The 21,745-nt window shown below is 53.8% G+C and carries 27 protein-coding genes; 17 read left to right on the forward strand and 10 right to left on the reverse strand.

Going from position 1 to position 21,745, the window contains the following annotated elements; genetic code table 11:
* The first annotated feature begins 6 nt into the window (after nucleotides 1-6).
* Nucleotides 7-1,125: a TIGR03943 family putative permease subunit gene (locus EDM57_RS06540; RefSeq protein WP_122903963.1), complete on the forward strand. Its 1,119-nt coding sequence runs from the start codon at nucleotides 7-9 to the stop codon at nucleotides 1,123-1,125.
* Between the two features lie 79 nt (nucleotides 1,126-1,204).
* Here the strand turns inward: EDM57_RS06540 and EDM57_RS06545 are convergent, their stop codons facing one another.
* The 3 genes from EDM57_RS06545 to EDM57_RS06555 all read right to left on the reverse strand — a co-directional run bounded on the left by EDM57_RS06545 (nucleotide 1,205) and on the right by EDM57_RS06555 (nucleotide 3,155).
* Nucleotides 1,205-1,603 (reverse strand): SET domain-containing protein, encoded by a 399-nt coding sequence (locus EDM57_RS06545; protein ID WP_122903964.1) that lies wholly within the window; start codon nucleotides 1,601-1,603, stop codon nucleotides 1,205-1,207.
* Between the two features lie 98 nt (nucleotides 1,604-1,701).
* The gene (locus EDM57_RS06550) at nucleotides 1,702-2,352 is read right to left on the reverse strand and encodes a response regulator (protein ID WP_122903965.1); all 651 of its coding nucleotides are present in this window, start codon (nucleotides 2,350-2,352) and stop codon (nucleotides 1,702-1,704) included.
* Entirely contained in the window at nucleotides 2,349-3,155 is an 807-nt protein-coding gene (locus EDM57_RS06555; protein WP_122904322.1) for a sensor histidine kinase, read from the reverse strand. Before EDM57_RS06555 ends, EDM57_RS06550 begins: the two co-directional genes overlap by 4 nt.
* 105 nt (nucleotides 3,156-3,260) lie before the next feature.
* Between EDM57_RS06555 and thiD the strand changes: the two genes are divergently transcribed.
* On the forward strand, nucleotides 3,261-4,055 hold the full coding sequence (gene thiD, locus EDM57_RS06560; RefSeq protein ID WP_122903966.1) for a bifunctional hydroxymethylpyrimidine kinase/phosphomethylpyrimidine kinase: 795 nt from the start codon (nucleotides 3,261-3,263) through the stop codon (nucleotides 4,053-4,055).
* Nucleotides 4,056-4,117: 62 nt separating this feature from the next.
* Here the strand turns inward: thiD and EDM57_RS06565 are convergent, their stop codons facing one another.
* Both EDM57_RS06565 and EDM57_RS06570 read right to left on the reverse strand, forming a co-directional pair.
* On the reverse strand, nucleotides 4,118-5,455 hold the full coding sequence (locus EDM57_RS06565; protein ID WP_122903967.1) for a DUF4179 domain-containing protein: 1,338 nt from the start codon (nucleotides 5,453-5,455) through the stop codon (nucleotides 4,118-4,120).
* A complete protein-coding gene (locus EDM57_RS06570) occupies nucleotides 5,456-5,980 on the reverse strand; it encodes a sigma-70 family RNA polymerase sigma factor (protein ID WP_122903968.1) in 525 nt (174 codons plus the stop codon). It abuts the gene before it with no gap.
* 140 nt (nucleotides 5,981-6,120) lie between these two features.
* Here EDM57_RS06570 and EDM57_RS06575 point away from each other — a divergent pair, with 140 nt between their 5' ends.
* The 10 genes from EDM57_RS06575 to EDM57_RS06620 all read left to right on the forward strand — a co-directional run bounded on the left by EDM57_RS06575 (nucleotide 6,121) and on the right by EDM57_RS06620 (nucleotide 13,120).
* Nucleotides 6,121-6,330 carry a hypothetical protein gene (locus tag EDM57_RS06575; RefSeq protein WP_122903969.1) on the forward strand — a complete coding sequence of 70 codons (210 nt, stop codon included), beginning with the start codon at nucleotides 6,121-6,123 and terminating at the stop codon, nucleotides 6,328-6,330.
* Between the two features lie 88 nt (nucleotides 6,331-6,418).
* A complete protein-coding gene (splB, locus tag EDM57_RS06580; protein WP_122903970.1) occupies nucleotides 6,419-7,492 on the forward strand; it encodes a spore photoproduct lyase in 1,074 nt (357 codons plus the stop codon).
* A 161-nt stretch (nucleotides 7,493-7,653) separates the two neighbouring features.
* Complete coding sequence (locus EDM57_RS06585) at nucleotides 7,654-8,295, forward strand: deoxynucleoside kinase (protein ID WP_122903971.1); 642 nt, start codon at nucleotides 7,654-7,656, stop codon at nucleotides 8,293-8,295.
* Between the two features lie 51 nt (nucleotides 8,296-8,346).
* On the forward strand, nucleotides 8,347-9,036 hold the full coding sequence (locus EDM57_RS06590; protein WP_122903972.1) for a deoxynucleoside kinase: 690 nt from the start codon (nucleotides 8,347-8,349) through the stop codon (nucleotides 9,034-9,036).
* 201 nt (nucleotides 9,037-9,237) lie between these two features.
* Entirely contained in the window at nucleotides 9,238-9,975 is a 738-nt protein-coding gene (locus tag EDM57_RS06595) for a class I SAM-dependent methyltransferase (protein WP_122903973.1), read from the forward strand.
* 88 nt (nucleotides 9,976-10,063) lie between these two features.
* Complete coding sequence (locus EDM57_RS06600; RefSeq protein ID WP_122903974.1) at nucleotides 10,064-10,348, forward strand: 4a-hydroxytetrahydrobiopterin dehydratase; 285 nt, start codon at nucleotides 10,064-10,066, stop codon at nucleotides 10,346-10,348.
* A gap of 105 nt (nucleotides 10,349-10,453) precedes the next feature.
* Nucleotides 10,454-10,777, forward strand: coding sequence for a hypothetical protein (locus EDM57_RS06605; protein WP_122903975.1), 324 nt, complete (start codon nucleotides 10,454-10,456; stop codon nucleotides 10,775-10,777).
* Nucleotides 10,774-11,547, forward strand: a complete 774-nt coding sequence (locus tag EDM57_RS06610) for a DUF3109 family protein (protein WP_122903976.1) — start codon at nucleotides 10,774-10,776, stop codon at nucleotides 11,545-11,547. Before EDM57_RS06605 ends, EDM57_RS06610 begins: the two co-directional genes overlap by 4 nt.
* A gap of 67 nt (nucleotides 11,548-11,614) precedes the next feature.
* Entirely contained in the window at nucleotides 11,615-12,124 is a 510-nt protein-coding gene (locus EDM57_RS06615) for an acyl-CoA thioesterase (RefSeq protein ID WP_122903977.1), read from the forward strand.
* 75 nt (nucleotides 12,125-12,199) lie between these two features.
* Nucleotides 12,200-13,120: an aldo/keto reductase gene (locus EDM57_RS06620; protein ID WP_122903978.1), complete on the forward strand. Its 921-nt coding sequence runs from the start codon at nucleotides 12,200-12,202 to the stop codon at nucleotides 13,118-13,120.
* 121 nt (nucleotides 13,121-13,241) lie between these two features.
* On the opposite strand, the gene EDM57_RS06625 is transcribed toward EDM57_RS06620, so the two are convergent.
* The 4 genes from EDM57_RS06625 to uvsE form a co-directional block, all read right to left on the reverse strand.
* Nucleotides 13,242-13,670, reverse strand: coding sequence for a thiol-disulfide oxidoreductase DCC family protein (locus EDM57_RS06625; protein WP_122903979.1), 429 nt, complete (start codon nucleotides 13,668-13,670; stop codon nucleotides 13,242-13,244).
* Between the two features lie 104 nt (nucleotides 13,671-13,774).
* Nucleotides 13,775-15,256 carry a histidine ammonia-lyase gene (gene hutH / locus EDM57_RS06630; RefSeq protein ID WP_425455787.1) on the reverse strand — a complete coding sequence of 494 codons (1,482 nt, stop codon included), beginning with the start codon at nucleotides 15,254-15,256 and terminating at the stop codon, nucleotides 13,775-13,777.
* A gap of 282 nt (nucleotides 15,257-15,538) precedes the next feature.
* A complete protein-coding gene (locus EDM57_RS23690; RefSeq protein WP_246005759.1) occupies nucleotides 15,539-16,057 on the reverse strand; it encodes a hypothetical protein in 519 nt (172 codons plus the stop codon).
* 482 nt (nucleotides 16,058-16,539) lie between these two features.
* Nucleotides 16,540-17,472 carry a UV DNA damage repair endonuclease UvsE gene (gene uvsE, locus EDM57_RS06640; RefSeq protein ID WP_122904323.1) on the reverse strand — a complete coding sequence of 311 codons (933 nt, stop codon included), beginning with the start codon at nucleotides 17,470-17,472 and terminating at the stop codon, nucleotides 16,540-16,542.
* A gap of 61 nt (nucleotides 17,473-17,533) precedes the next feature.
* Between uvsE and EDM57_RS23230 the strand changes: the two genes are divergently transcribed.
* The 5 genes from EDM57_RS23230 to EDM57_RS06660 all read left to right on the forward strand — a co-directional run bounded on the left by EDM57_RS23230 (nucleotide 17,534) and on the right by EDM57_RS06660 (nucleotide 20,915).
* Nucleotides 17,534-17,698, forward strand: coding sequence for a hypothetical protein (locus tag EDM57_RS23230; RefSeq protein WP_170163406.1), 165 nt, complete (start codon nucleotides 17,534-17,536; stop codon nucleotides 17,696-17,698).
* Nucleotides 17,699-17,921: 223 nt separating this feature from the next.
* The gene (locus EDM57_RS06645; protein WP_122904324.1) at nucleotides 17,922-18,752 is read left to right on the forward strand and encodes a DUF3100 domain-containing protein; all 831 of its coding nucleotides are present in this window, start codon (nucleotides 17,922-17,924) and stop codon (nucleotides 18,750-18,752) included.
* Nucleotides 18,749-19,186, forward strand: coding sequence for a hypothetical protein (locus EDM57_RS06650; protein WP_122903981.1), 438 nt, complete (start codon nucleotides 18,749-18,751; stop codon nucleotides 19,184-19,186). The genes EDM57_RS06645 and EDM57_RS06650 overlap by 4 nt, the downstream gene beginning before the upstream one ends.
* A gap of 152 nt (nucleotides 19,187-19,338) precedes the next feature.
* On the forward strand, nucleotides 19,339-20,130 hold the full coding sequence (locus EDM57_RS06655) for an ABC transporter ATP-binding protein (protein ID WP_122903982.1): 792 nt from the start codon (nucleotides 19,339-19,341) through the stop codon (nucleotides 20,128-20,130).
* 95 nt (nucleotides 20,131-20,225) lie between these two features.
* Nucleotides 20,226-20,915 carry an MBL fold metallo-hydrolase gene (locus EDM57_RS06660; protein WP_122903983.1) on the forward strand — a complete coding sequence of 230 codons (690 nt, stop codon included), beginning with the start codon at nucleotides 20,226-20,228 and terminating at the stop codon, nucleotides 20,913-20,915.
* An 88-nt stretch (nucleotides 20,916-21,003) separates the two neighbouring features.
* Here EDM57_RS06660 and EDM57_RS06665 read toward each other — a convergent pair whose 3' ends face one another.
* Complete coding sequence (locus EDM57_RS06665; protein ID WP_122903984.1) at nucleotides 21,004-21,621, reverse strand: SurA N-terminal domain-containing protein; 618 nt, start codon at nucleotides 21,619-21,621, stop codon at nucleotides 21,004-21,006.
* Nucleotides 21,622-21,745 lie beyond the last annotated feature (124 nt).

Here is a 21,745-nt window from a genome sequence, read left to right on the forward strand (position 1 = left end):
GGAAAAATGAACCAGACGAACTGGACCTGGCACTATTTGATGCGCAGCCTGATTTTGGCCGGATTCGCCGCGCTTTTGTCCTACCTGATCTGGACGGAAAAGCTGGGGCACTACCTCGCGCCGAAGCTGCATGCGCTAAGCTACGTCACGCTAGGCATTCTCGTCATCTTGACGATAGTGAGTGTGCGACATGTGTTCACGGGAAACCGGGCGTACGAGTGCGACTGCGAAGAAGCGCATCAGCTGCCGCGCACGCGCTGGGGCTCGCTTGTCATCTACAGCCTGTTTTTGCTGCCGATCCTCATGGGCTTTTTCATGCCGGACAAAATATTGGGGAGCGCCGTAGCGGAAAACCGCGGGGTTACTCTGCTTGGCAGCGACGCCAGAAAATTGGCGGCAGTGGCGACAGAAACCGGGCAGCCGGAAGCAGCATCCCAGCCTGCCGGAGAGCAGGGAGGACAGGCTGCACCGCCACAGCAGGCAAATGCGCAGGGCATGGCGGAAACAACAACAGGTGAAGCTCAGACGAATGAGTCGCAGACAGCACAGCAACCCGCGCCGCCGAAAGCGACAGAGCAGGCAGCGAGCGCAGAGGCGACAGCAGCGGATACAGCGCCGAATGCTGCCTCCCAGCCGTCCGGTGCCAATCCGTCCATGAGTGAAGACGAGCTCAAGCGATACTTTTCTGGCGGGGGCTTTGGCGATTTTTACACCGATATTGCTGCTGCCATGTACAAGCAGCCTGTGATCTCGCTTCACGATAAAATTTTTCTGGACGGTCTGACGACGTTGGAACTGTACGCCAAAGACTTTGCGGGAAAACAGTTGGAGACGCTCGGCTTTGTATACAGAGAGCCTGGGCTTGGCGACAAACAGTTCGTCGTGGCGCGTTTTTCGGTGACGTGCTGCACGGCCGATGCCAGTGTCTTCGGTATTCTCGTGGAGAGCGAGGACGCCAGCAAGTGGGCGAAGGACAGTTGGGTCAAAGTGCGGGGCAAGCTGGAATTGCGCCAGGTCGACGGCTATGACATGCTCGTGCTGAAGGGTGCGAAAATTGAGCCAGTGAAGGCGCCGAAAGATCCGTATGTGTATTACAGCTATGAGGCGGCGGATATTCAATCGTAAAAAGTGTGGCAACACGGTGAAGGAATGAAAAAAGGGGCATCTCAAAAGTGGCAATATCGCCTTTTGAGATGCCCTTCGCTTATCCTTGCTTGCCGGACTGCTTCTCTTCGTTAAACCAGAGCGGATCTTCGCAATCTTCCTCGCCGTTGTAGTTAATCAAAATCTCTTCGCCCGCGTGAATGTCGCGATAGGCGTAGAAATCGAACGTGTGATTGTCAAAGTTGATGCTGTACGTGGCGTTTGGCGTGTAGGAATGGTTGAAAAGCATGCCGTAGCCGAGCAAGAACGCGGTATGGTTGGCACCGTATTCAAAGGCGTAGTCTGCCAAAAGCGTTTTTTCGATATGTTCGTGTTCCTCATTCAAATAAGGAAGAACCGGAGCTTCATGGAGCAATTCGCCTTTTGCAAAATCGCGCATGGCGAAAACGCCTCTGTTTAATTCTCCGTTGCTCAGCTTGGAGGTCCTGACTTCGAGCATGTGGTTCACCTGCCATTCTTCATGTCTGGAATCGTAAAACGAGTCCATCTAAGAATGACAGTGGTTGGCACGGAAAGCAACTGTTTTCGAATGGGAGCCTACTTTTTCATAATCAGATGGTGGCGCACCGCGTAGGCGGCAAGCTGCACGCGATTGCTAAGCTGCAGCTTTTCCAGGATGTTTTTCAAATGGTTTTTCACCGTGTTTTCCGCGATAATGAGCGCTTCGCTGATTTCCCGGTTCGTCTTTCCGGCTCCGACGTACATGACGATTTCCCGTTCGCGCGGCGTCAGCACATCCGGCACAAGCTCGTCTACGTGCTCCTCCTGTCTGAAACTGTACATGAGTCTGGTTGCCATCTCCCGCGTCAGCTCGCTGTCTTCGCCAAGCAGCGCGTGCAAATAGTTGATCCAGTCGTCGGGCTCCAGGTTTTTCAGCAGGTAGCCTTGCGCACCGAACTGGATTGCCGTAATCAGGTCTGCGACGTCATCCGAGACGCTCAGAATGACGACCTTGATGTGCGGGTACGCTTTTTTCACTTCGCGGGTCGCTTCCAGACCGCTCCATTTCGGCATGTTGATGTCCATCAGCACCAGGTCTGGCTGCAGCTGTCCGCAGAGCAAATACGCTTCCTCGCCGTTTTCAGCCTCCCCGATCACTTCAAACGAAGGGTCCGGGTCGAGAAGCGAGCGAATCGCCATGCGGGCCATCGGGTGGTCGTCTGCGATCAGGACACGGTATGCGTTCATTTCGAAAAACCTCCAGCTTGGGCGGTCAGGCGAATGGTCGTGCCGCCTTCTGCCCGTTTTTGAATGTCAATGGCGGCGTGCAACTGACGCGCCCGCTCGCGCATCATCGACAGGCCGTATTTTTTCGTGTCTGGCTGGGTGTGGGCAATTCCCAGGCCGTCGTCTTCGATGACAAGCTCCCAGCTGCGCGACTCGCCTGTCGCAAGCCGAATCCAGGAATGCTTGGCCTGCGCATGCTTGCGGATATTGGCAAAAGCTTCCTGGATAATCCCGAACAGCTGCACTTCTTCGGCAGGGGTAAAAAAGCTTTCCTGCATGCGCAAATCGGCTGCGACATCGACGCCGGACAAGGCACTCCACTGCGCCAGCCATTTTTCCAGCCGCTGGTCGAAGCTGCCTTCCTCCGGCAACGAGCGCAGATTGAAAATCGCCTGACGCACGTGGTTGTCGATGGCGGAAACGGCTACTCTCGCGTCATCCAGATGCCCTTGCTTGAGCTTGACATTGAGAAAAAACAAAGACTGTGCGATGCCGTCGTGCAACTCCCTGGCCAGACGCTCGCGTTCCTCGTACACGGCGCGTCTGGCTTGCTCCTCAACGATCCGCGCATTCATCTGCCTGATCGTGCGAAACATCCAGGTGGCGAACAAAAAAGACAACAATAGTGTCAGCAAAGTAATATAGACGTTGCCCGTTTCCATGGACATATAAGGCAGCAAAAAGTCGTGCCGAACAAATTCGAAGCCCCCGATGATGATCGTGGGTATGAGCACGGTCAGCCAGTAAAACAAGCGATACGACATCGAGATCCCTTCTTTACGGTTGGTCATCACTCCTAAGTATACCGAATGGGACAGGCGGATGATATACTCGTAGGAGAAATGGTGGCGAAAGCAGGAGGGGTATTCATGCATACAATCGCGAGAGCATTGACGATAGCAGGATCAGACAGCGGGGGCGGAGCGGGCATCCAGGCTGATTTGAAGACGTTTCACCAGCTCGGCGTCTACGGGATGAGCGCGATTACGGCGATTACGGCGCAAAATACGCTGGGCGTGGCGGGAGTGTACCCGCTGCCGACAGAAGCGGTAGCGCAGCAGATGCGCGAAGTGTTGCGCGACCTGGGAGCGGACGCGGCGAAGACGGGGATGCTGTTTGACGCAGACATCATTCGCGCAGTGGCAAGCGAGGTGCGCGCTGCGAGTCTGCAAAAGCTGGTCGTCGACCCGGTGATGATCGCCAAAGGCGGGGCCAAGCTGCTTCTGGACGAAGCGATTGACGCGCTGAAAACAGAGTTGCTGCCGCTCGCGGAAGTCGTGACGCCGAATTTGCCGGAGGCCGAGTGCCTGACAGGGATGACGATTCGCACTCCGGACGACATGCGCGAAGGCGCCCGCGCCATTCATGCGCTCGGAGCGCGCAACGTCTTGATGAAGGGCGGCCATCTCGACGGTGATACCGTCGTCGACATTTTGTTTGATGGCCGCGACTTTTTCGAGCTGTCCCATGAGCGCATCCATACCCGACATACGCACGGAACGGGCTGCACGTTTTCCGCTGCGCTGACGGCAGAGCTGGCGAAAAATACGCCGCTCGTGGCTGCGGTTGAAAAAGCGAACCGCTTTATTTTCGAAGCGATCAGGACCGCTCCGCAATTGGGCGGCGGCCACGGTCCGACCAATCACTGGGCGGTTGTGGAGTAAAGCGAAGGGGAGCGACAACAAAATGGCCTCGCGGAGAGCAAATTCTCTGCGAGGCCATTTTGTTATTTGACTTGCACGGTAAACCCGCCTTGCAAACGAGCGGGATAGTCCGTGAGGGTAAAAGTGTAGAAATCAGGGGCGCCGTTCTTCGTCAGCCTTTGGTAAATCAGGCTGTACGTCTGAAGACGCCTCGCCGGATCGCGCGAAGACGAGCTTCCCAGGACGTAGTCGTATTTATTCGCCTGATTGTCCGTGATGTCGCTGCCCAAATAGATGAAGCGATGCGCGTCCGCTTCCTCGACTTCCAGCTCCCAGTCCATGCCGACCACATCATCGACCTGGCGCAGCGCAGTCAGCTTGAGCCTGGCATCGGGTGCTTTGACGAGCTTCTGCGTCTTCGCGTCGATTACCACCTGCAGCTTGTCGCGGTCCAGCGCCCGAATCCCGTTTGCTTTCAAAAACAGCTTTTGCGGCTCCAGAAAATAGATGCTTTCCAGATTGTACACTTTGCCGTTTTCTCCGTTGTCCCGCGTTGACACGCCATTCCCCCAGAAGGCGTACGTCTGGCCTTTTTCATCTACCAGCCGCAGCTCGTCAAAGTCGAAAATATGTTTGGAGTTGCCCGGATCAAAGCGGATGCTGACCTCTGTTTGCGTAGGGAACACCGTAATTTGCTCGATGGTAAACGTCTGTCCGTCCACCGTCACTTTCTTGCCGACAGGAACCACTTTTTTCTCAAACGCCGTATATTTGCTGTGGTCAATGGAAAACGTGATCGCAAGCGGAGGGTTCAGTTCTGCGCCGTCGAGATCGAGCGTCACTTTGGCTGTCAGTGTGTCAGGTACTTCGCTTGATTCCGGGAAAAAAATATCAATACGGTTCTTTTCCTCTGCGGAGGCCTCTACGTCCATGCTGGACCAGCTTGCTCCGTACTCCTTGCCGGAGGCGTCAAACAGCTCCAGCTTGCGCAACCCGACCTTATGACCGGTACGCTCATGCTTTAGCGTGTAAAACAATAGCATGCGCTTCTGATCGGTCAGCACCTGGTCGATTTTGAAAGTGATGCCCGCAAGTGAACCGCTTGTGCCCACGTCCTGAACCATCTCGTGCTCGGCAGCCCGCTGCAGCCCTTTGTCTTCACGGATCAGTTCCACGAGCTTTTCCATCCCGGGAATATGGCTGACGTAAGCGGCAACCGCCGGGGAGAGACGCACCGAGAACACGAAGGCCAGAAGCAGACACCCTGCCGCAACCCCCGAGCAGAGTTGAACAAGTCGGCTACGGCGTTGTCTGTGCTGAAGGCTTTTGGCTTGGGCGATGCCAGAACGAATGTAATGCTCGATTTGCGGCGGTACTTGTATGTCAGTCTGTCCCTCTTTTTTTTCCCTATCCAAATTCATTCACCAGCCTTTCCCAAGTTCTTTTCGCAATGAAACCAGTGCCTTGTGCAGCCAGGTCTTGATCGTTCCTTCCGGATGGCCGAGCCGCAACGCAATTTCACGAATGGTCAGATCTTCAAAATATTTCAGGATGATGATGCTGCGGTACACAGGCGTAAGCTTGGCCAGTGCTTCCTCGATGTCGATTTTATCTGCCGTGTGCTCCCACTGCTTGCGGTTCGGGTCGGTCAGACCGTCAGCATCGGGAAAGTCGGGAGCAAACCGTTTTTTTCGTTTCAACTCGTCCAGACAGACGTGGATGAGAATGCGCGTCAGCCAGGTGCGAAAATGTGCCGGCTGCTTCAGGCGAGACAAGCGGAGATAGGAGCGGCAGGTCGCCTCCTGTATCGCCTCCAGCGCGTCCAGTTCGTTGCGCAAAAAGGCGTAAGCCACGCTGTACAACTGCTGTTGCTGCTGGCAAATCAGCTGGTAAAAAGCTTCGTCGTCTCCTTGTCTGGCTTGCGAGACAAGTTGTTCCAGATTCACATGTTCCCCCTCCTACACGTATTAGACTGCGCAAAGGCGCAAACAGTTTTGGAAAAATCGGCAATGGCTGTGTCTTTTTAGAACCAACTTTCTGCTCGCTGCTTACAGTAAAGCAAGAAGCAATTGAGGGTGAGGAAGGCATGTGGACCAAATGGGTAACGATTCATGAATCGTACGGGCTGCCCAGAGTGGCGAGCGAATGCCGGCGATATTTGGAGATAAAAGGAATCCGCGTCAGGCTGTTGTCCCGGGAAACGAAAAAAGGCGGTTACGTATACATGCTGCAGGTGCCGTCCAGTCAGGCGGAGGAAGCGCGGCAGTGGCTGCGCGAGTTCAAAAGCACGCTGTAGAGCGATAACCATGCACCAAAGCCAGTGATCTCCTTGCAGCCAGAATCAGTTGTATGGCCATACTACACAGGGGAGGGAGCTTGTGCATATGGTGACGACACTGTTGGAAGCATCCGAAAAAGCAAGCCAGACAAGTGCAGGGCTGTTTGTGCCCGACTACGTTTTTGTCGAGCCCAATGCCCTGAACTATCCGCTCGGCCAGGAACTGTACCAGCGTTTCAAGGCGCAAGGCATTCCGCTGCAAATGACGACCAGCCACAATCAGGTGCGCGGCATTCCCGGCGAGACAGAGGTGGAAAAGTACCGCAATGCCAAGCGAACCTTGGTCATTGGGGTGCGCAAAACGTTGAAGTTCGAAACGTCCAAGCCGTCCGCCGAATACGCGATACCGCTGGCTACAGGCTGTGCGGCGCATTGTCACTACTGCTATTTGAATACGAATATCGGGTCCAAGCCGTACATTCGCGTCTACGTCAATACTGATGAAATTTTTGCCCAGGCGAAAAAGTACATCGAGGAACGGCCGGGAGAGATTACCCGCTTCGAGGCAGCGTGTACATCCGATCCGGTCAGTATCGAGCATTTGACAGGCAACCTCAGGCGAGCGATCGAATTTATGGGGGAGCAGGAGTACGGCCGTCTGCGGTTCGTCACCAAGTTTCACCATGTCGATTCGTTGCTGGATGCAAAGCACAACGGACACACCCGTTTTCGCTTCAGCATGAATGCCGATTACGTCATCAAAAATTTCGAGCCGGGCACCTCCAGCTTCGCGCAAAGAATCGAAGCGGCGGGCAAAGTGGCAAAAGCAGGCTATCCACTCGGCTTCATTTTGGCTCCCCTGTACTGGTTTGACGGCTGGGTGGAAGGCTACACCGACTTGCTGGAGCGGCTGCATAAACAGCTCGTCCCGGAAGCGCTGGGCGACCTGACTTTTGAGCTGATCCAGCACCGCTTTACCAAGGTTGCCAAAAACTTGATTTTGCAGCGCTATCCGAAGACCAAGCTGACGATGAACGAAGAAGAACGGAAATACAAATGGGGCAAGTACGGCAAAGGCAAGTACGTCTACCCGGATGTTCAGGCCAAAGCGTTGCAGGCGCATTTGGAGGGCGAGATTGCCAGACTTTTTCCGCAGGCCAAAATCGAGTATTTTACGTAGGGCAAAAAGCTTCGTCAAACCCAACTGCTCTGATTCACGGGAGCAGTTTTTTTGCTGGAAAAAAACGGCGTGCGACAGAAAACGAATAGTTTCGACAAATGGAAGGGCGCATGCTAGAATATGGAGTGCTCTCATTTTCGGGGAAAGGAACAGACGCGTATATGAAGTCCATATTGATAACCGTTGAGGGACCGATTGGAATAGGAAAAACCTCTCTTGCGCGGGAACTGCACCGCACCTGCGACTTGCAATTATTGGAAGAAATTGTATATGAAAATCCGTTTTTGGGAAAATTTTACGAAAACATCGCAGAGTGGAGCTTTCAGCTGGAAATGTTTTTCCTGTGCAACCGCTACAAGCAATTGCAGGATATTCACGCCCACTATCTCGATCAGGGCATTTCTGTTGTATCTGATTACAATATTTTCAAAAATACGATTTTTGCCAAACGAACGTTGTCTGACAACAATCTTCCAAAGTACCTCAAAATTTATGATATCCTGACAGAAGATTTGCCACAGGCCCATCTGGTCATTTACTTGACGGCGTCCATCGACACGGTCATGAAGCGGATTGCCATGCGCGATCGCGAAGTGGAGCGGTCAATGGATGTGGGCTATATGAAAAATCTCATTGCCGACTACAACGAATTTATGGACGAGTTTGAAAAGCACCACCCGGATACGCCTGTCATCAAATTCAACTGTGACGAGCTGGATTTTGTCCATCGGCCGGAGGATCGGCAGTACATGCTCGACCTTATCGTGCCGCGCATCCAGGAGCTGCGGGGGCAACAGGCATAACGATTGATTGTCATCTGTGACGGGCAAGTATTTGAATAAGGAGTTGCGTACATGTCTAGGTTTCAAAACAGCCATCTTCGTGAAAAATACGGCATTCCGAGCAATGCGGTTATCACCATCGGCGGCACGGTAGGCGTCGGCAAGTCGACGTTCACACACGCCCTGGCCGATCAGCTCGGGTTTCGCGTGTCCGTGGAAAAAGTGGACAATAACCCTTATCTGGGACGTTATTACAACGATTTGGCCCGTTGGGGTTTTCACCTGCAAATCTTTTTTCTGGCTGAGCGTTTCAAGGAGCAAAAGCGCATGTTTGACTACGGCGGCGGCTTCGTGCAGGATCGTTCGATTTATGAGGATACCGGCATTTTCGCCCGCATGCTGTACGAGCAGGGCAACATGACGGAAGAAGACTACCGCACGTACACCGAACTGTTCGAAGCGATGGTCATGACGCCGTATTTCCCGCATCCCGATATTTTGATCTATCTGGAAGGCAGCTTCGATGAAATTATCGGACGCGTCCAGGAGCGTGGACGTCCGATGGAGCAGCAGACCCCGATTGACTACTGGCGCGATTTGTTCGACCGTTACGAAAGCTGGATTCACTCGTTTACCTCCTGTCCGGTTTTGCGGGTGAACATCAACGAGTACGACGTCGTGGACGACCCGGCATCCGTGGAGAGCATTATCGCCCGTGCCGCGGAAAAAATTCGTCTGGGACGAACTGCACGCCTGCGGTAGCCTGTCTACTCGAATACAAGGCCCCCGATCTGTACCTGGCAAGGCAAAGCTTGTCGCCAGCACAAGAGCAGGGGGTTTTTGTTTTTTCGTGTACCTCCTATTGTTGGCAGGCTGTCCCTGCACTTTGGACGGGGGAAATCGGCTGCGGATCAACCGCGCTGTGGTATAATGGGAACATCTTGAAATTAAAGGAGCTAGGGAATGGGAGAGGAATGGTTTGAACGCAGCTTTCGCGAAGATTACATACTTGTGTATCGGCATCGGGATGATTCGGCGGCCGACAGCGAGATCGCCAATTTGCTGGAGCGATTGCCGGTAAAGAGTACGGGGCGCGTCCTTGACCTTTGCTGTGGGAGCGGGCGGCATTCGCGGGCGCTGGCTCGCAGAGGATACGAAGTCGTCGGTGTCGACCTGTCTCCTGTGCTGCTGCAGCTTGCGGAAGAACAGAACACGTATCCACAGCTTAGCTTCGCTCGCTTTGACATGCGCCATATTCCGTATCGGGACGAATTTGACATCGTAGTCAACCTGTTCACCAGCTTTGGCTATTTTTCGTCGGATGAGGAAAACGAGCAGGTCATTCGCAATATGGCACAGGCATTGAAAGCGGGTGGAGAGGTCGTCATCGACTATTTGAATCCCGCTTACGTGAAAAAAAATCTCGTGCCGCACTCGACCAAAGAGGTCAACGGGATGCTGATTGAGGAAAAGCGCTGGATCGAGGACGAAACCGTGAAAAAGCGGATTTTGATTCGCGACGATTCCGCAGCACAGCCGAGGGAGTACATGGAGCAGGTGCGGCTTTACTCTGTGGAACAGATGACGGCCATGCTGGAGCGGGCCGGATTCGGACAGATTCAGGTGTTTGGCAATTATCAATTTGAACCGTATCGCGCCAGTCAATCGCCGCGCATGATTTTTTACGCGATCAAGCGATAAGTGATGCGGATAAGCGTGACTAACCTTTCTGTCTGCTGAATATGATGGTGTTACCACCGATTCATCGGGCAAAAGGGGGGCGATGTAAGTGAGCAGGCTGTCTTTGGAACAGGTCAAACTGTATTTGAGCAAGGTTCCGGGCTGGCGGCTGGCAGAAGACAAAATGGCGCTGTCTCGCACCTATCACTGTAGAGACTTGGCCACGGCTGTGAGCTTTGTGAACCGCGTGGCGGAAATGATAGAGCAGGACAGTCAGCATGTGGAGATTCACCTGTCGGGCGGAACCGTGACGTTTACGCTCGCGACCCGCGAGGCAAATGGACTGACGGGCAAAGACTTTGCCCTCGCCCAGACGATCAGCAAAGTAAGCTAGCAGCAGGAAACAGCCGCTTCCGTTTTGGGGGCGGTTTTTCTTTTGGCTTTTTCGTCGCACTTTGCTATGATGGGCAGTAATGATATTTTTTCGGAGGGATTGACGATGGATATTCAACAGCACGAACAGCTTCTGCGCCTGCTTGTGGACGAGTTTGCCAAGCAGCCGCTGTCCGTCACGTTTACACAATGGGACACGGAAAGCGAGGACGATGAAGAAGTCACGCAGTTTCAGGGGCAACTGGCAGAGGTGAAGCTCACCGACAACGAATTCGCCGAAAAAGACCTGTGGCTGCTGTTTGTGGCAGAGGACGAGGAAAGCGTGGAAATTTTGATGGAAATTCCCGGAGAAGAAGTGGATCTCGCCTCGTATGCTGACGGAAAACTGAACATTTTCGGTACGGAAGCGGAGATCATTCTGGAAAAATGAGCAGGAAGTCATCCTATCGCTACGTCGGAACACCTGACCCGATGACGGAAAAAGAAGCGTACAGTTGCGAAAAGTACATGAAAAAAAACAGGCATGCGATGATACAGGCAGGGCGGTACATGGTGGACGTACCCGCTCTGCTCGCTTTGTTTCACCTGGACTGCTGGAATTGCCGGGCGGTTCACCGCGAGACGTGCTGTGAAGGCGGCCAGCCGTACGCCGTCGAGGAATGGCAAATTCCGGTGCTGGAAAAAGAAGTACCGGAGATCGCTGCCCGTTTGCAGACAGCAGGCGAGCGGGAAAACTGGGAGCGCTACGGCGTATGGGACCCGGAACAGACGACAGGCACCATTCGCCTGCGGCATGGCAACTGTCTGTTTTATCAGGAAAACAACGGCCGCTTCGGCTGTGCGATCCACGCCTATGCAGAAGAGTCAGGGCACGATGTCTTGCCGCTCAAGCCGTTCAGCTGCCAGCTTTATCCGCTGGACTTGATCGATACAGGCAAGGAAATTTTGCTGACCGCCGTGACCAAAGAGACGTCATCCTTTTCCAGATGGGGGACGGATTATCTGGAGCAGTTTTATTGCGCCAACCCGGAGCGCAGGAAGCTGGCTGCGCACCTCGACGAAAACTGGTTCGCGCTGGATGGCTATCGCCCCGCTTTTGAATGGAACATGCCGATGCTGCGCTATTTTTTGCAGGAGGAAGCTGACAGCATTCTCGACCATCTGCGAAAGAGCAGCCATACGCCAACTGCCAGTATGTAATTGGAACAGCGGATGCCTTGTGATATGATGGGGGAGCATGAACTTGATTGGCAAAGGAGCAACAGTAATGAAAGTCAAGACTACTCAAGAATCCCGTACGATCCAGGCATCCTTGGTTCAGCCGTCTGATACCAATTACCACGGGACCATCTTCGGCGGGACGATGATGGCCTATATAGATGAGGTAGCGGCAATCGCTGCCATGCGGCATTCGCGTCGCCCTGTCGTAACTGCTTCCATCGACTCCATCGACTTTTTGGCACCCGTGAAAATGGGGCATTCGATTTGTCTGGAAGCGTTCGTTTCCTCGACGGGGCGCACTTCCATGGAAGTGTTTGTGAAAATTGTCTCGGAAAACCTGCAAACAGGGGAACGAGTTCTGACTGCCACTTCGTTTTTGACATTTGTCGCGCTGGATGAAGCGGGCAATCCGACCGAAGTTCCGGCGATTGTACCGGAAACCGAAGAGGAGAAAAAGCTGATGGAATCAGCAGAGGAGCGCAAAAAAATGCGCAAGGAACGGAAAGACAACCTGCGAGAGTTTGTCAGCCAGTTAAACATCGAAAAAACGATCTGATTTTCGGTTGATTTCACCCTGAGCGACAGTTCGCTCAGGGCCTTTTCTACATACAGTCGCGAGGAGGAATCGACGATGAAGTACCGCAGACTTGGGAAAACAGAACTGACGGTTTCGGTCATTGGCGTGGGTACGTGGCAATTTGGCGGAGAGTGGGGGAAAGACTTCTCCCAGTCCGAAGTAGATCAGATTTTGGACAAGGCGCATGAACTGGGGATCAACCTGATCGATACGGCGGAGTGCTACGGCGACCACCTCTCGGAGCAACTGATCGGAGGCTATCTGAAAAAGAACCGCCGCACAGATTGGATCATCGCGACGAAGTTCGGCCACCATTTTCACGACAAGTTTTCGCGAACGGACGATTACAGCGTGGCCGCCGTGCAGGAGCAGCTGGAAAAGTCGCTGCGAGCGTTGCAGACAGACTACATCGACCTGTACCAGTTCCATTCGGGGCCAAACGAAGCGTTTGACAACGACGAGCTGTGGACCTACCTCGACAAGCAGGTGCAGGCTGGAACGATTCGCCACCTGGGACTGTCGATTGCAAAAAATGGAAACATGCATCAGGTGACAGGAGCCTCGCGGGTCAACGCGCAGACAATTCAGGTCGTCTACAACCGATTGGACCGCAAGCCGGAGGAAGAGGTGTTCGCCTCGTGCATCGAGCAGGATTTGGGCGTGCTCGCACGCGTGCCGCTGGCGAGCGGCTATTTGAGCGGAAAATACAAGCCAGGCGCCGTCTTCGCCGGAAACGATGTGCGGCACCGCCACAATTCGCAGCACGTCGACCATTTGCTCGCAGAAGTGGCCAAAATCAAGGAAAGCGAAGTGCCAGAGGGCATGGATATGGCGCAGTGGGCGCTGGCGTGGTGCTTGAAGCACCCAGCCGTCACGGCGGTGATTCCCGGCAGCAAAAGCCCGGAGCAGGTGGAAGCAAACGCCAAAGCCGCTGCCTACGCAAGCGACGATCATCCGCAAGCGCGGGTCAACTAGCAAAAAAGAGGAGCCGACAGCAAGCGACGGCTCCTCTTTTTTGCGCATGGGAAGGACGATAGGTGCAGCTTGGCTGCGACAAGCTATCGGTGCAGCCCGGCTTGCCATTTTTTTTTTTCGGTTAGTCCAGAAAGCGAGACTTGATCTCGGCGGTAGGCAACATACATTGCTCCTGTTTTCCAAACCAGCGGTAGCGGTTTTTTGCAACCCAGTCGTAAGCAAAATCGCGAAAAGGACGGGGAAAGAGTCGGCCAAGGTAAAAGCACAGCGGCCAGGCTCCGGACAGCTTGTGGGCCACGCGCAAGATCGCGTCTGACTTGGTATACAGCCGTCCATGGGCTATCAACACCACCGTCGACAGCTCAGAGGGATCGTACGAATAGCGGGACAAAAGCTGCTTCGCCTTTTCTGACTGCAAGGAAGCGAAGTGAATGCTGCCGGACGGATCGCGCTTGAGAATGAACTGCACGGCGCTGTTGCACAAGTGGCAGACGCCGTCAAACAACAAGAGATAGTCAGGGTGTTGCAGCGACTCAGATGCTGGCTTCATCAGGCAGCCCTCCATGCTCTACTGCGAATCGGATTGTGCGTTGTCGCACAGCCTTTGCTTTCATCATAGCAGAGAAGGGAGGGCGTTCCCAGCAGGATCAACCATTAGAGAATGACAAGCGCTCCTTTTTGGATCAGTTCCTCTGCTTTCACCAGGTCGGGGTGCATTTCCCGGTCCTCGTGCAGACGGGGAACGGCGCGGCGCAGCTCATCGTAAGCTTTTTTCGTGCCTGCGCCCAGCTTGCCGCTCCCGAAATCAATTGCCTGCGCAGCCGCCAAATATTCGATGGCGAGCACTTTTGTTACGTTGGAGACGACTGTGCGCAGCTTGCGGGCAGCGGTTGTTCCCATGCTCACATGGTCCTCCTGGTTTGCCGAGGAAGGGATCGAATCGACGGAGGCAGGGTGACACAGCACTTTGTTTTCCGAAACGATGGAAGCGGCTACATATTGCGTAATCATGAAGCCGGAATGCAGTCCGCCGTTTTCGGTCAAAAATCCGGGCAGGCCGCTGAGCTGCGGGTTGACGAGCCGTTCTGTGCGGCGCTCGGATATGTTGGCCAGCTCTGCCATGGCGATAGCCAAAAAGTCTGCGGCAAAGGCCATCGGCTGACCGTGAAAATTCCCGCCGGAGATGACGTCGCCTGTCTCTGTGAAAAGAATCGGGTTGTCCGTCACGCTGTTGCACTCGCGGGTGACGGTCTCCCAGACGTACTCCAGCGTGTCGCGTGTCGCCCCGTGGACTTGCGGCAGGCAGCGCAGGCTGTACGGGTCCTGGACGCGCAGCTCGCCCTGTTCCGTGGTGCGTTCGCTGCCGGACAAGTGCGCGAGCAGACGTCTCGCTGATTCCTGCTGTCCCGGATGCGGGCGGACGAGGTGCAGCTGCGGATCAAATGCTTTCGGAATGCCGCGCAGCGCTTCGATCGTCATGGCGGCGATCAGCTCCGCGCTTTCCAGCACGACGCGGGAATCGTACAGGGCCAGGCAAAGCTGGGCGGTCATGGCCTGCGTGCCGTTGATGAGGGCAAGCCCTTCTTTTGCTTGCAGGCGAATCGGGGAGAGTCCGACCTGTTTGAGCGCTGCTTCACCGCCAAGGCGCTGTCCGTTGACAATCGCTTCGCCTTTGCCGAGCATGACGAGAACCATGTGCGCGAGTGGAGCCAAATCGCCGCTGGCGCCGAGCGAGCCTTGCTGCGGAATGACCGGATGGACGCCGCGGTTGCACAGTTCGACCAGATGAAGCAGCGTTTCTTCGCGAATGCCGGAGTAGCCTTTTGCCAGAGCATTGATCCGCAGGGCCATCATTGCGCGGACGACTTCCTCGGGATAAGGCTCCCCCATCCCGCATGCGTGGCTCATAATCAAGTTTTCCTGCAGCTTGCTGACATCCTCGCCCTGGATCATGACATCGGAAAACTTGCCAAAGCCCGTCGTGATGCCGTAGACGACTTTTTGCTCCTCGACCATTTTTTCCACCATGGCACGGGAGCGGCGGACATTTTCCAGCGCCTTTTGGGTCAATTCGATGCGGTGTGAGTTTCTGGCGATCAGGACGACGTCTTCAATGCGCAGATCATTTCCGTTCATGTGAATGACATGTGCTTGCTGATTCACGAATAGTTTCCTCCTTTAACAGAGCAGAGAACGAAAAGAGCGAGGGGTTAGGATACTGGCTCCTAACCCCTCGCTCCCGGGTTCTATGTGATTGGATGAAACGTGTAAGCCTGATGGGCGGCTGCATACGTCTGTCCTCACTTTCGCTCTACAACTGTCAGATAATTGTTGTTATTAGTATTATTGTAACGAAAGTGAGCGCGCCGTCAAGATCAAGAATGGCACGGCTCCTTTCCTATAGGAGAAAAAACGGGCTCAGTCCACTTTGGGAAACTGGGCGAGTGTCGTTTCTTGAGCGGGATAGATGTCATACCATGTACTGTGTGATTTCATCAGAAAGGACGTGTTCAATTCCGTGGAAAAGCGACGCAAGATGCCGCCTGGGCCTCCATCGTCCAAAAGGCGTCCCAAAGAAATGCCGAAACCGCCTTCTTCCATGATGCCGTTGCCGTCACCGAACATACCATCGCCAGCGAAGCCGAATATGCCAAAAAGCTCGGAAAATCCGCAGCACAACATCCCGGCCCGCCCGATGCCGCAACCGCAGCGGCCGACTGCGCCATCTCCTAACCAGATGATGCCGAATACGCCGAACCCGATGCCACCCAAACCAATGCCGGCCAACCCGATGCCGCCGAATCGGATGCCAGCAAATCCAATGCCGCCGAACCGGATGCCATCCAACCAGATGCCGGCAAATCCAATGCCGCCGAATCCGATGCCGCCGAATCGGATGCCAGCAAACCCAATGCCGCCGAACCGGATGCCATCCAATCAGATGCCGCCAAACCGGATGCCAGCAAACCCAATGCCACCGAAACCGATGCCGCCGAACGCCATGCCGAATCGGCGTCCACCAAATGCTTCGCCAAACATGAGGCCGCCGATGCCGGAAAACGTCCGGCCAGGCTCGAAAATCGAGCTTTACTTGTTCAAGTTCCATTTCCATATGGACCGGATGCAGTATTTCCGCCACAAATGCGAGCAATACCGGGATCATCGCCGCAAATACAGCGAATACCGCAGATATTACAAGCATCACCAACGGAGAATGAAATATTATCACGATCGTTGCCAGATTTGGCAGCATCGGAGCAGCAGTTCGTGTGATCGCGGCAGCTCCTCGTCCTGGGGACATAGAGGTTCATCCTCCGGACATGGCTGCGATTGCGGCTGCAGCTGCGATTAGGAAGAATCCTGAAAAGGACGCCTGTGATACGCGGGCGTCCTTTTGGCTGTTAGGGTGACAGCAACGATCAAGGGACAGCGGCAAACACCTCGACATCGACCCCGCGCTTTTTCAGATGATGGCGAAGCGACAGCAGGGCATCATCTTTGTTTTTGCATTCCAATACAATATCGACATGGTAATCCGCCAGCGCACTCACAAAAGAGATAAATTCGTCCGGATCGATCTTGTCTGCATGAGCGCGAAATTCTTTGGCCGATTTCGGAGAGGACATGTGCATTTTCGGGATGCGGTTTCCCCACGTCTTGATGATGCGCGGGAGGTATTCGGTCCAATCCTCGCCGTCCGAATGGCAATGATGGTGATGAAGGTCGAACACCATCGGCACACCAAGCCGCTCGCACAGTTCCAGCACCTCGCGCATGGTAAAGGACGTATCGTCGTTTTCCACGACAAGCCGCCGCTTGACCTGCTCGGGAAGTCGCGCAAAGTTGACCGCAAACCGTTCCAAGGACGAAGCCTTGTCCCCGAACACGCCGCCGACGTGCGTAACCAGCACCGAGTTATCGTCGAGACCGAGCAGATCAAACACTTTGGCGTGATAAGAAAAATCAGCGATGGTCGCCTCGACCACGGATGGCTTGTCGCTGTTCAAAATACTGAAGTGGCCGGGATGCGCTGTCAGGCGAATGCCATTGTTGCGGATGAACTCTCCCGCTTTTTGAAAGTCCCAGGAAAATTCTTTGGCCCAGTCCCAATCTGCCGCCACCGGGTGCGTTGCCAGCGGGACGAATTCCGAGGGGAGGCGATACAAAAAAATCCGGTTTTCCACGTTGTAGGCGAGCAAATCCATCAGGTTGAAAAAATTCGTCTGCAACACTTGCCGCAGCTTTCTCAACCGCTCCTGCGGCTCCAGCTTGTTGAGTTGCGCAACGGTCGTCTTTTTGTTGGGATTGTTTTTCAGCTTCACACTGATACAGGCATAGCCCAAACGGATCAAGGAAATCACCCCTGGGAGCGTCGTCACCAGTAGTATCCCCAAAAACGGGGGCGGCTTGGGAATGAAAAGTTCCCAGTTGAACGAACAGACGGAATGGCCGCGTTTTCCGTCAGCCAGCTCTCGCCTGGCAAGCGGTGGTGAGGGGACAAAGATGGATGCAAACGGCACAGCAGCAGGCTCGGCCAAAGCGGCTGAAAACATGGATGGCTTGCCGTGCATTTTGTAAAAGCGAAGACAGAGCATTATTTTGCCGGAAAACGATAAAAAATGCTGTTTTAAAGCTGTTTTTCGTGCTTTGTATACTTTGCGTGGACGTTAATGATAGAAAATTCTAATATAACTAAATATCACAACAAAAAAGGTGAATTCGACTAAAAAAATGTCCGCGTGAAATGGTCGAAGAGCAGACAGAAACAAGACCGAACAGGGGGATTCTTATGACAGAGAAAGTGACAGAGGGACGCGTGAATGTGTACAAGCTGCACGTCCTGGTGCTTGTACTGGTAGCCTTGACAGAGTTTATCGGCACGCAAAAAATCAATATCGGCATCGGTGTCATCGCCTTGTTCCCGATGCTGTATGCACTTGTGCTCGGCGGTGTCATCAGTTGGCCTTCCTTCAAGTTTTTGAAAGAAAAAGACATGAATGTTGCGGGGAACATTTTGGGCTTGTCGTTTCTGATCTTCGTATGCAAGCTGGGGGCGAACATTGGACCGGAGCTGCCCAAGCTGTTCGGAGCGGGGGTATCTCTGCTCGTCCAGGAAGTCGGGCACATCGTCGGAACGATCATTTTGGGCTTGCCTGTAGCGCTTTTGCTCGGTTTGAAGCGGGAATCGATCGGGGCCACCTACTCTCTCGATCGCGAGCCTAACCTGGCGATTATCGTCGACAAGTTTGGCGGAAGTTCCCCGGAAGCGCGCGGCGCCCTGGGCGTTTACATCTGCGGTACGTTGTTTGGCGCCATTTTCATGTCGCTTCTCGCCAGTATTCTTGGCAGCAGCGGAATTTTTCATCCGATTTCGCTCGCGATGGGCGCAGCGGTTGGCTCAGGCAGTATGATGGCGGCTGCAACTGGCTCGCTCGCCGTTATTTTCCCGGAAGCACAAAACGACATCGCCTTCTATTCCGGGGCGGCGAACCTGATGATGAGCATTATCGGGACGTACGTCTGCATTTTCATCTCCTTGCCGCTGACGCAGCGCCTGTACGCATGGCTTGAGCCGATCATCGGCCGCAAAAACGCTTCTTCGAAAACAGAAGGGGGGAAAAGAAGCGCATGAATCAAATTTTGACGATTCTCATCATTGGCTTTATTTCGCTGATCGGAAACTGGATCGGCTACGGTGTGCCGCTCCAGGAATCTTTGCCGGGCATTTTGCTTTTGGCGGTCATCACCTTGATCGGGATGGGCTTTACCAAAATTTTGCCGTTCAAGTCTCCGGTCATTGTCTGGATTTCCCTGTTTGCCATGCTCGCTACTTCCCCCTTTTTCCCGGGAAGCGAGTACACGGCGGCAGCGATTGGCAAGATCAACCTGCTGGCGCTCGCAACACCGATTCTCGCTTATGCGGGCCTGTCGCTCGGAAAAGACATTCATCTGTTCAAGCAGCTGAGCTGGCGGATTGTTGTCGTATCCCTCGTCGTTTTCACCGGAACGTTTTTGTTCGCAACCTTGTTCGCGGAGATCGTGTTCAAGTTGCAAGGAAAGTTTTAAGCATACTGCATTGTCGAAACCTTCGCGGCTTGAAGTTTGCCATGAAGGTTTTTTGCATTGATCCGTCTGAAATGGACAGGTATACTCTTAATAATCAGAAAGATTACGTTTTTTTCCGACAAGACAAAGAAAGACAGGAGTGGAGCGAGCAAATGATAATCGACGTAAACCAGGTCATGTGGCAAAGGGACGAAACGGTTATATTGCGCGACGTGAACTGGCAGGTGCGGGAAAACGAGCATTGGTGCCTGGTCGGCTTGAACGGCTCCGGCAAAACAAGTTTGCTGAAAATTATTTGTGGCTATACCTGGCCGACAAAAGGGCAGGTCAGCGTTCTCGGCAATTTGTATGGAACGGTCGATTTGCGCGAGGTGAGAAAAGCAATCGGATGGGTCAGCACCGCTCTGATCGCGCAGCTTCACGAGCATGAGACGGCCTTTCGCGTCATTTTGAGCGGGAGAGAAGCGACGATTGGCCTGTATTCGGTTCCGGCGGAGGAAGACGTGCAAAAAGCGTCAGCCCTGCTCGAAACATTTGGCTGCACAGAGCTTCGGGACAGGCCGTTCGGGGCGCTTTCGCAAGGAGAGCGGCAAAAGGTGCTGATTGCGCGGGCGCTGATGGCCTCTCCCCGGCTGCTTATTTTGGACGAGCCGTGTACTGGGCTGGATTTGCTGGCAAGAGAGCAGCTGCTCCAGATGATCGAGCAAATTGCCAGGCAGCCGGATGGACCGACACTGATTTACGTCACGCATCATATTGAAGAAATTTTGCCATGCTTTACGCACACAATGCTGTTGAAGGCGGGGGAGGTAGAGCGCGCGGGAAGAACGGACGAGGTGCTCACAGCAGACGGATTGACCCGCTTTTTTGGGGTTCCGGTCAACATCACCCGTTCACAGGGGCGCTTCTGGGTCAGCTTGGGCGAAAAGGCAACTGTACTTTAACGGCCGATGTTTTGGCAAGTGTCGGCAAGGTCGTGTATCATTGTGTATAATATCATTATGAATAAAAAAACTGGGAGGAGAGGAGAGATGGAGGCATGAACAACGTGATTGCACCAATCACAGACTCCACCTGGGCGATCATCACCTACGAGGATGCGTGGCAGAGCTATGTGAACAGCTACGTCATCAAACAGGGTGAATCGTTTGTTGTTATCGATTCCCACCTGCGCAAGCAACGTGCGTACTTTCAGCAGGCGCTGGAGGGAATCGGTGCCAAGCCGGAGCGGATTGAATACGTTTATTTTACCCATCGGCATGCGGACCACATCGGAAACGCCGACATGTTTCCATCCCGCAACAACTGGATTCATCTCGACGACTACTACGAGCTGGACGATTTCTCTCAGACGCTGTTCGGGCACACTTTCACAGGGAGCAGGGGAGACCTTCCGGTGCTGCGCTTTCAGCAGCTGTCCTTTCATACGGAAGGCTCGGTAGCTTTTTTTGACCCACAGAGCAAGATTTGTTTTGTGGGCGATCACATTTGCTTTGAAAAAGCCGAGCTGGGGCAAATCATCGGCAAGGAAAGCGAATGTCGCGCCGCGTACAAGACGCAGATCAAGAACTGGGCGATGGAGGAGCCAGATCGCGTCCCGGAGTACGTGGAGGGGCTTACAGCTTTGCTGGAGTGGCCAATTGAATATTTGGCAACGGGACACGGTCCGGTTTTGCAAGGCGACATCGCCGAATTTTTGCAGGAGCTGATCGAAATTGTCCGCTCGTAAATGTTTATCAGCAAAAAAGACTTGTGCACCGGAAAACGGGCGACACAAGTCTTTTTTGGCGTTTCGCGCCTGAGCGAAGCGAAACCGATTATTTTGCTTCTTTCTCGACGAGAATCGGGTCCATGATCTGGACGTTATATTTTTTCTTCATCTGCTCCAGCCACTCGTCCGCATGCTTGCGTCTGTTCCGATCCTGCAGCTTCTCTTTAATCTGCGGACGAGCTTCTTCCAATGTTTGTTCGAGCTTATCCTTGTTCTTCTCGTAATATTCCTTGATTTGCTCCTCTGTCACCGGATAAGCTTTGTCAAACAGCTTGTCCCGCAGCAGGAGCATGCCGAACCGCTCGCGGAGCCCTTTTTCATCCAGATTTCGCTCCTGCAAATATTCCTGGAACTTCTCCGGTGTTTTCAATTTTTCCTTGATCGGATTGATCTTCGCGTCAATTTCTTGCTCGGTCACTTTGATGCCTTGCGCGGCCGCTTCCTGTTTGCACAGCTCAATGGCAATCAGGTCGGTCAGGACTTTGGTGCCTGTCTCTTTTTTCATCTGTTCATAGAGCGCGGTCTGCGAGATCGTGGAATTGCCGACAGTAGCTACAGTGCCTGCATGGGCGGCAGCCGAGTCTTTTGCCTGCGATACGCCGATCACGGCCAGTCCTGTCAGGAGCACGGCGGCCGTCAAAATCGAAATGTCAAACTTTTTCATGTTGAAAAACCTCTCTTTCTTGCCTGCATCTGTGAAATAGGATAGAGTAGCGCACATTTTTCTGCCAAAAATGTCGGGTTTCTGGAAGCAGGCAGCAACAGAAAACCGCACACCAGAAATCATG

The organism is Brevibacillus gelatini (assembly GCF_003710935.1).
Lineage (GTDB): Bacteria > Bacillota > Bacilli > Brevibacillales > Brevibacillaceae > Brevibacillus > Brevibacillus gelatini.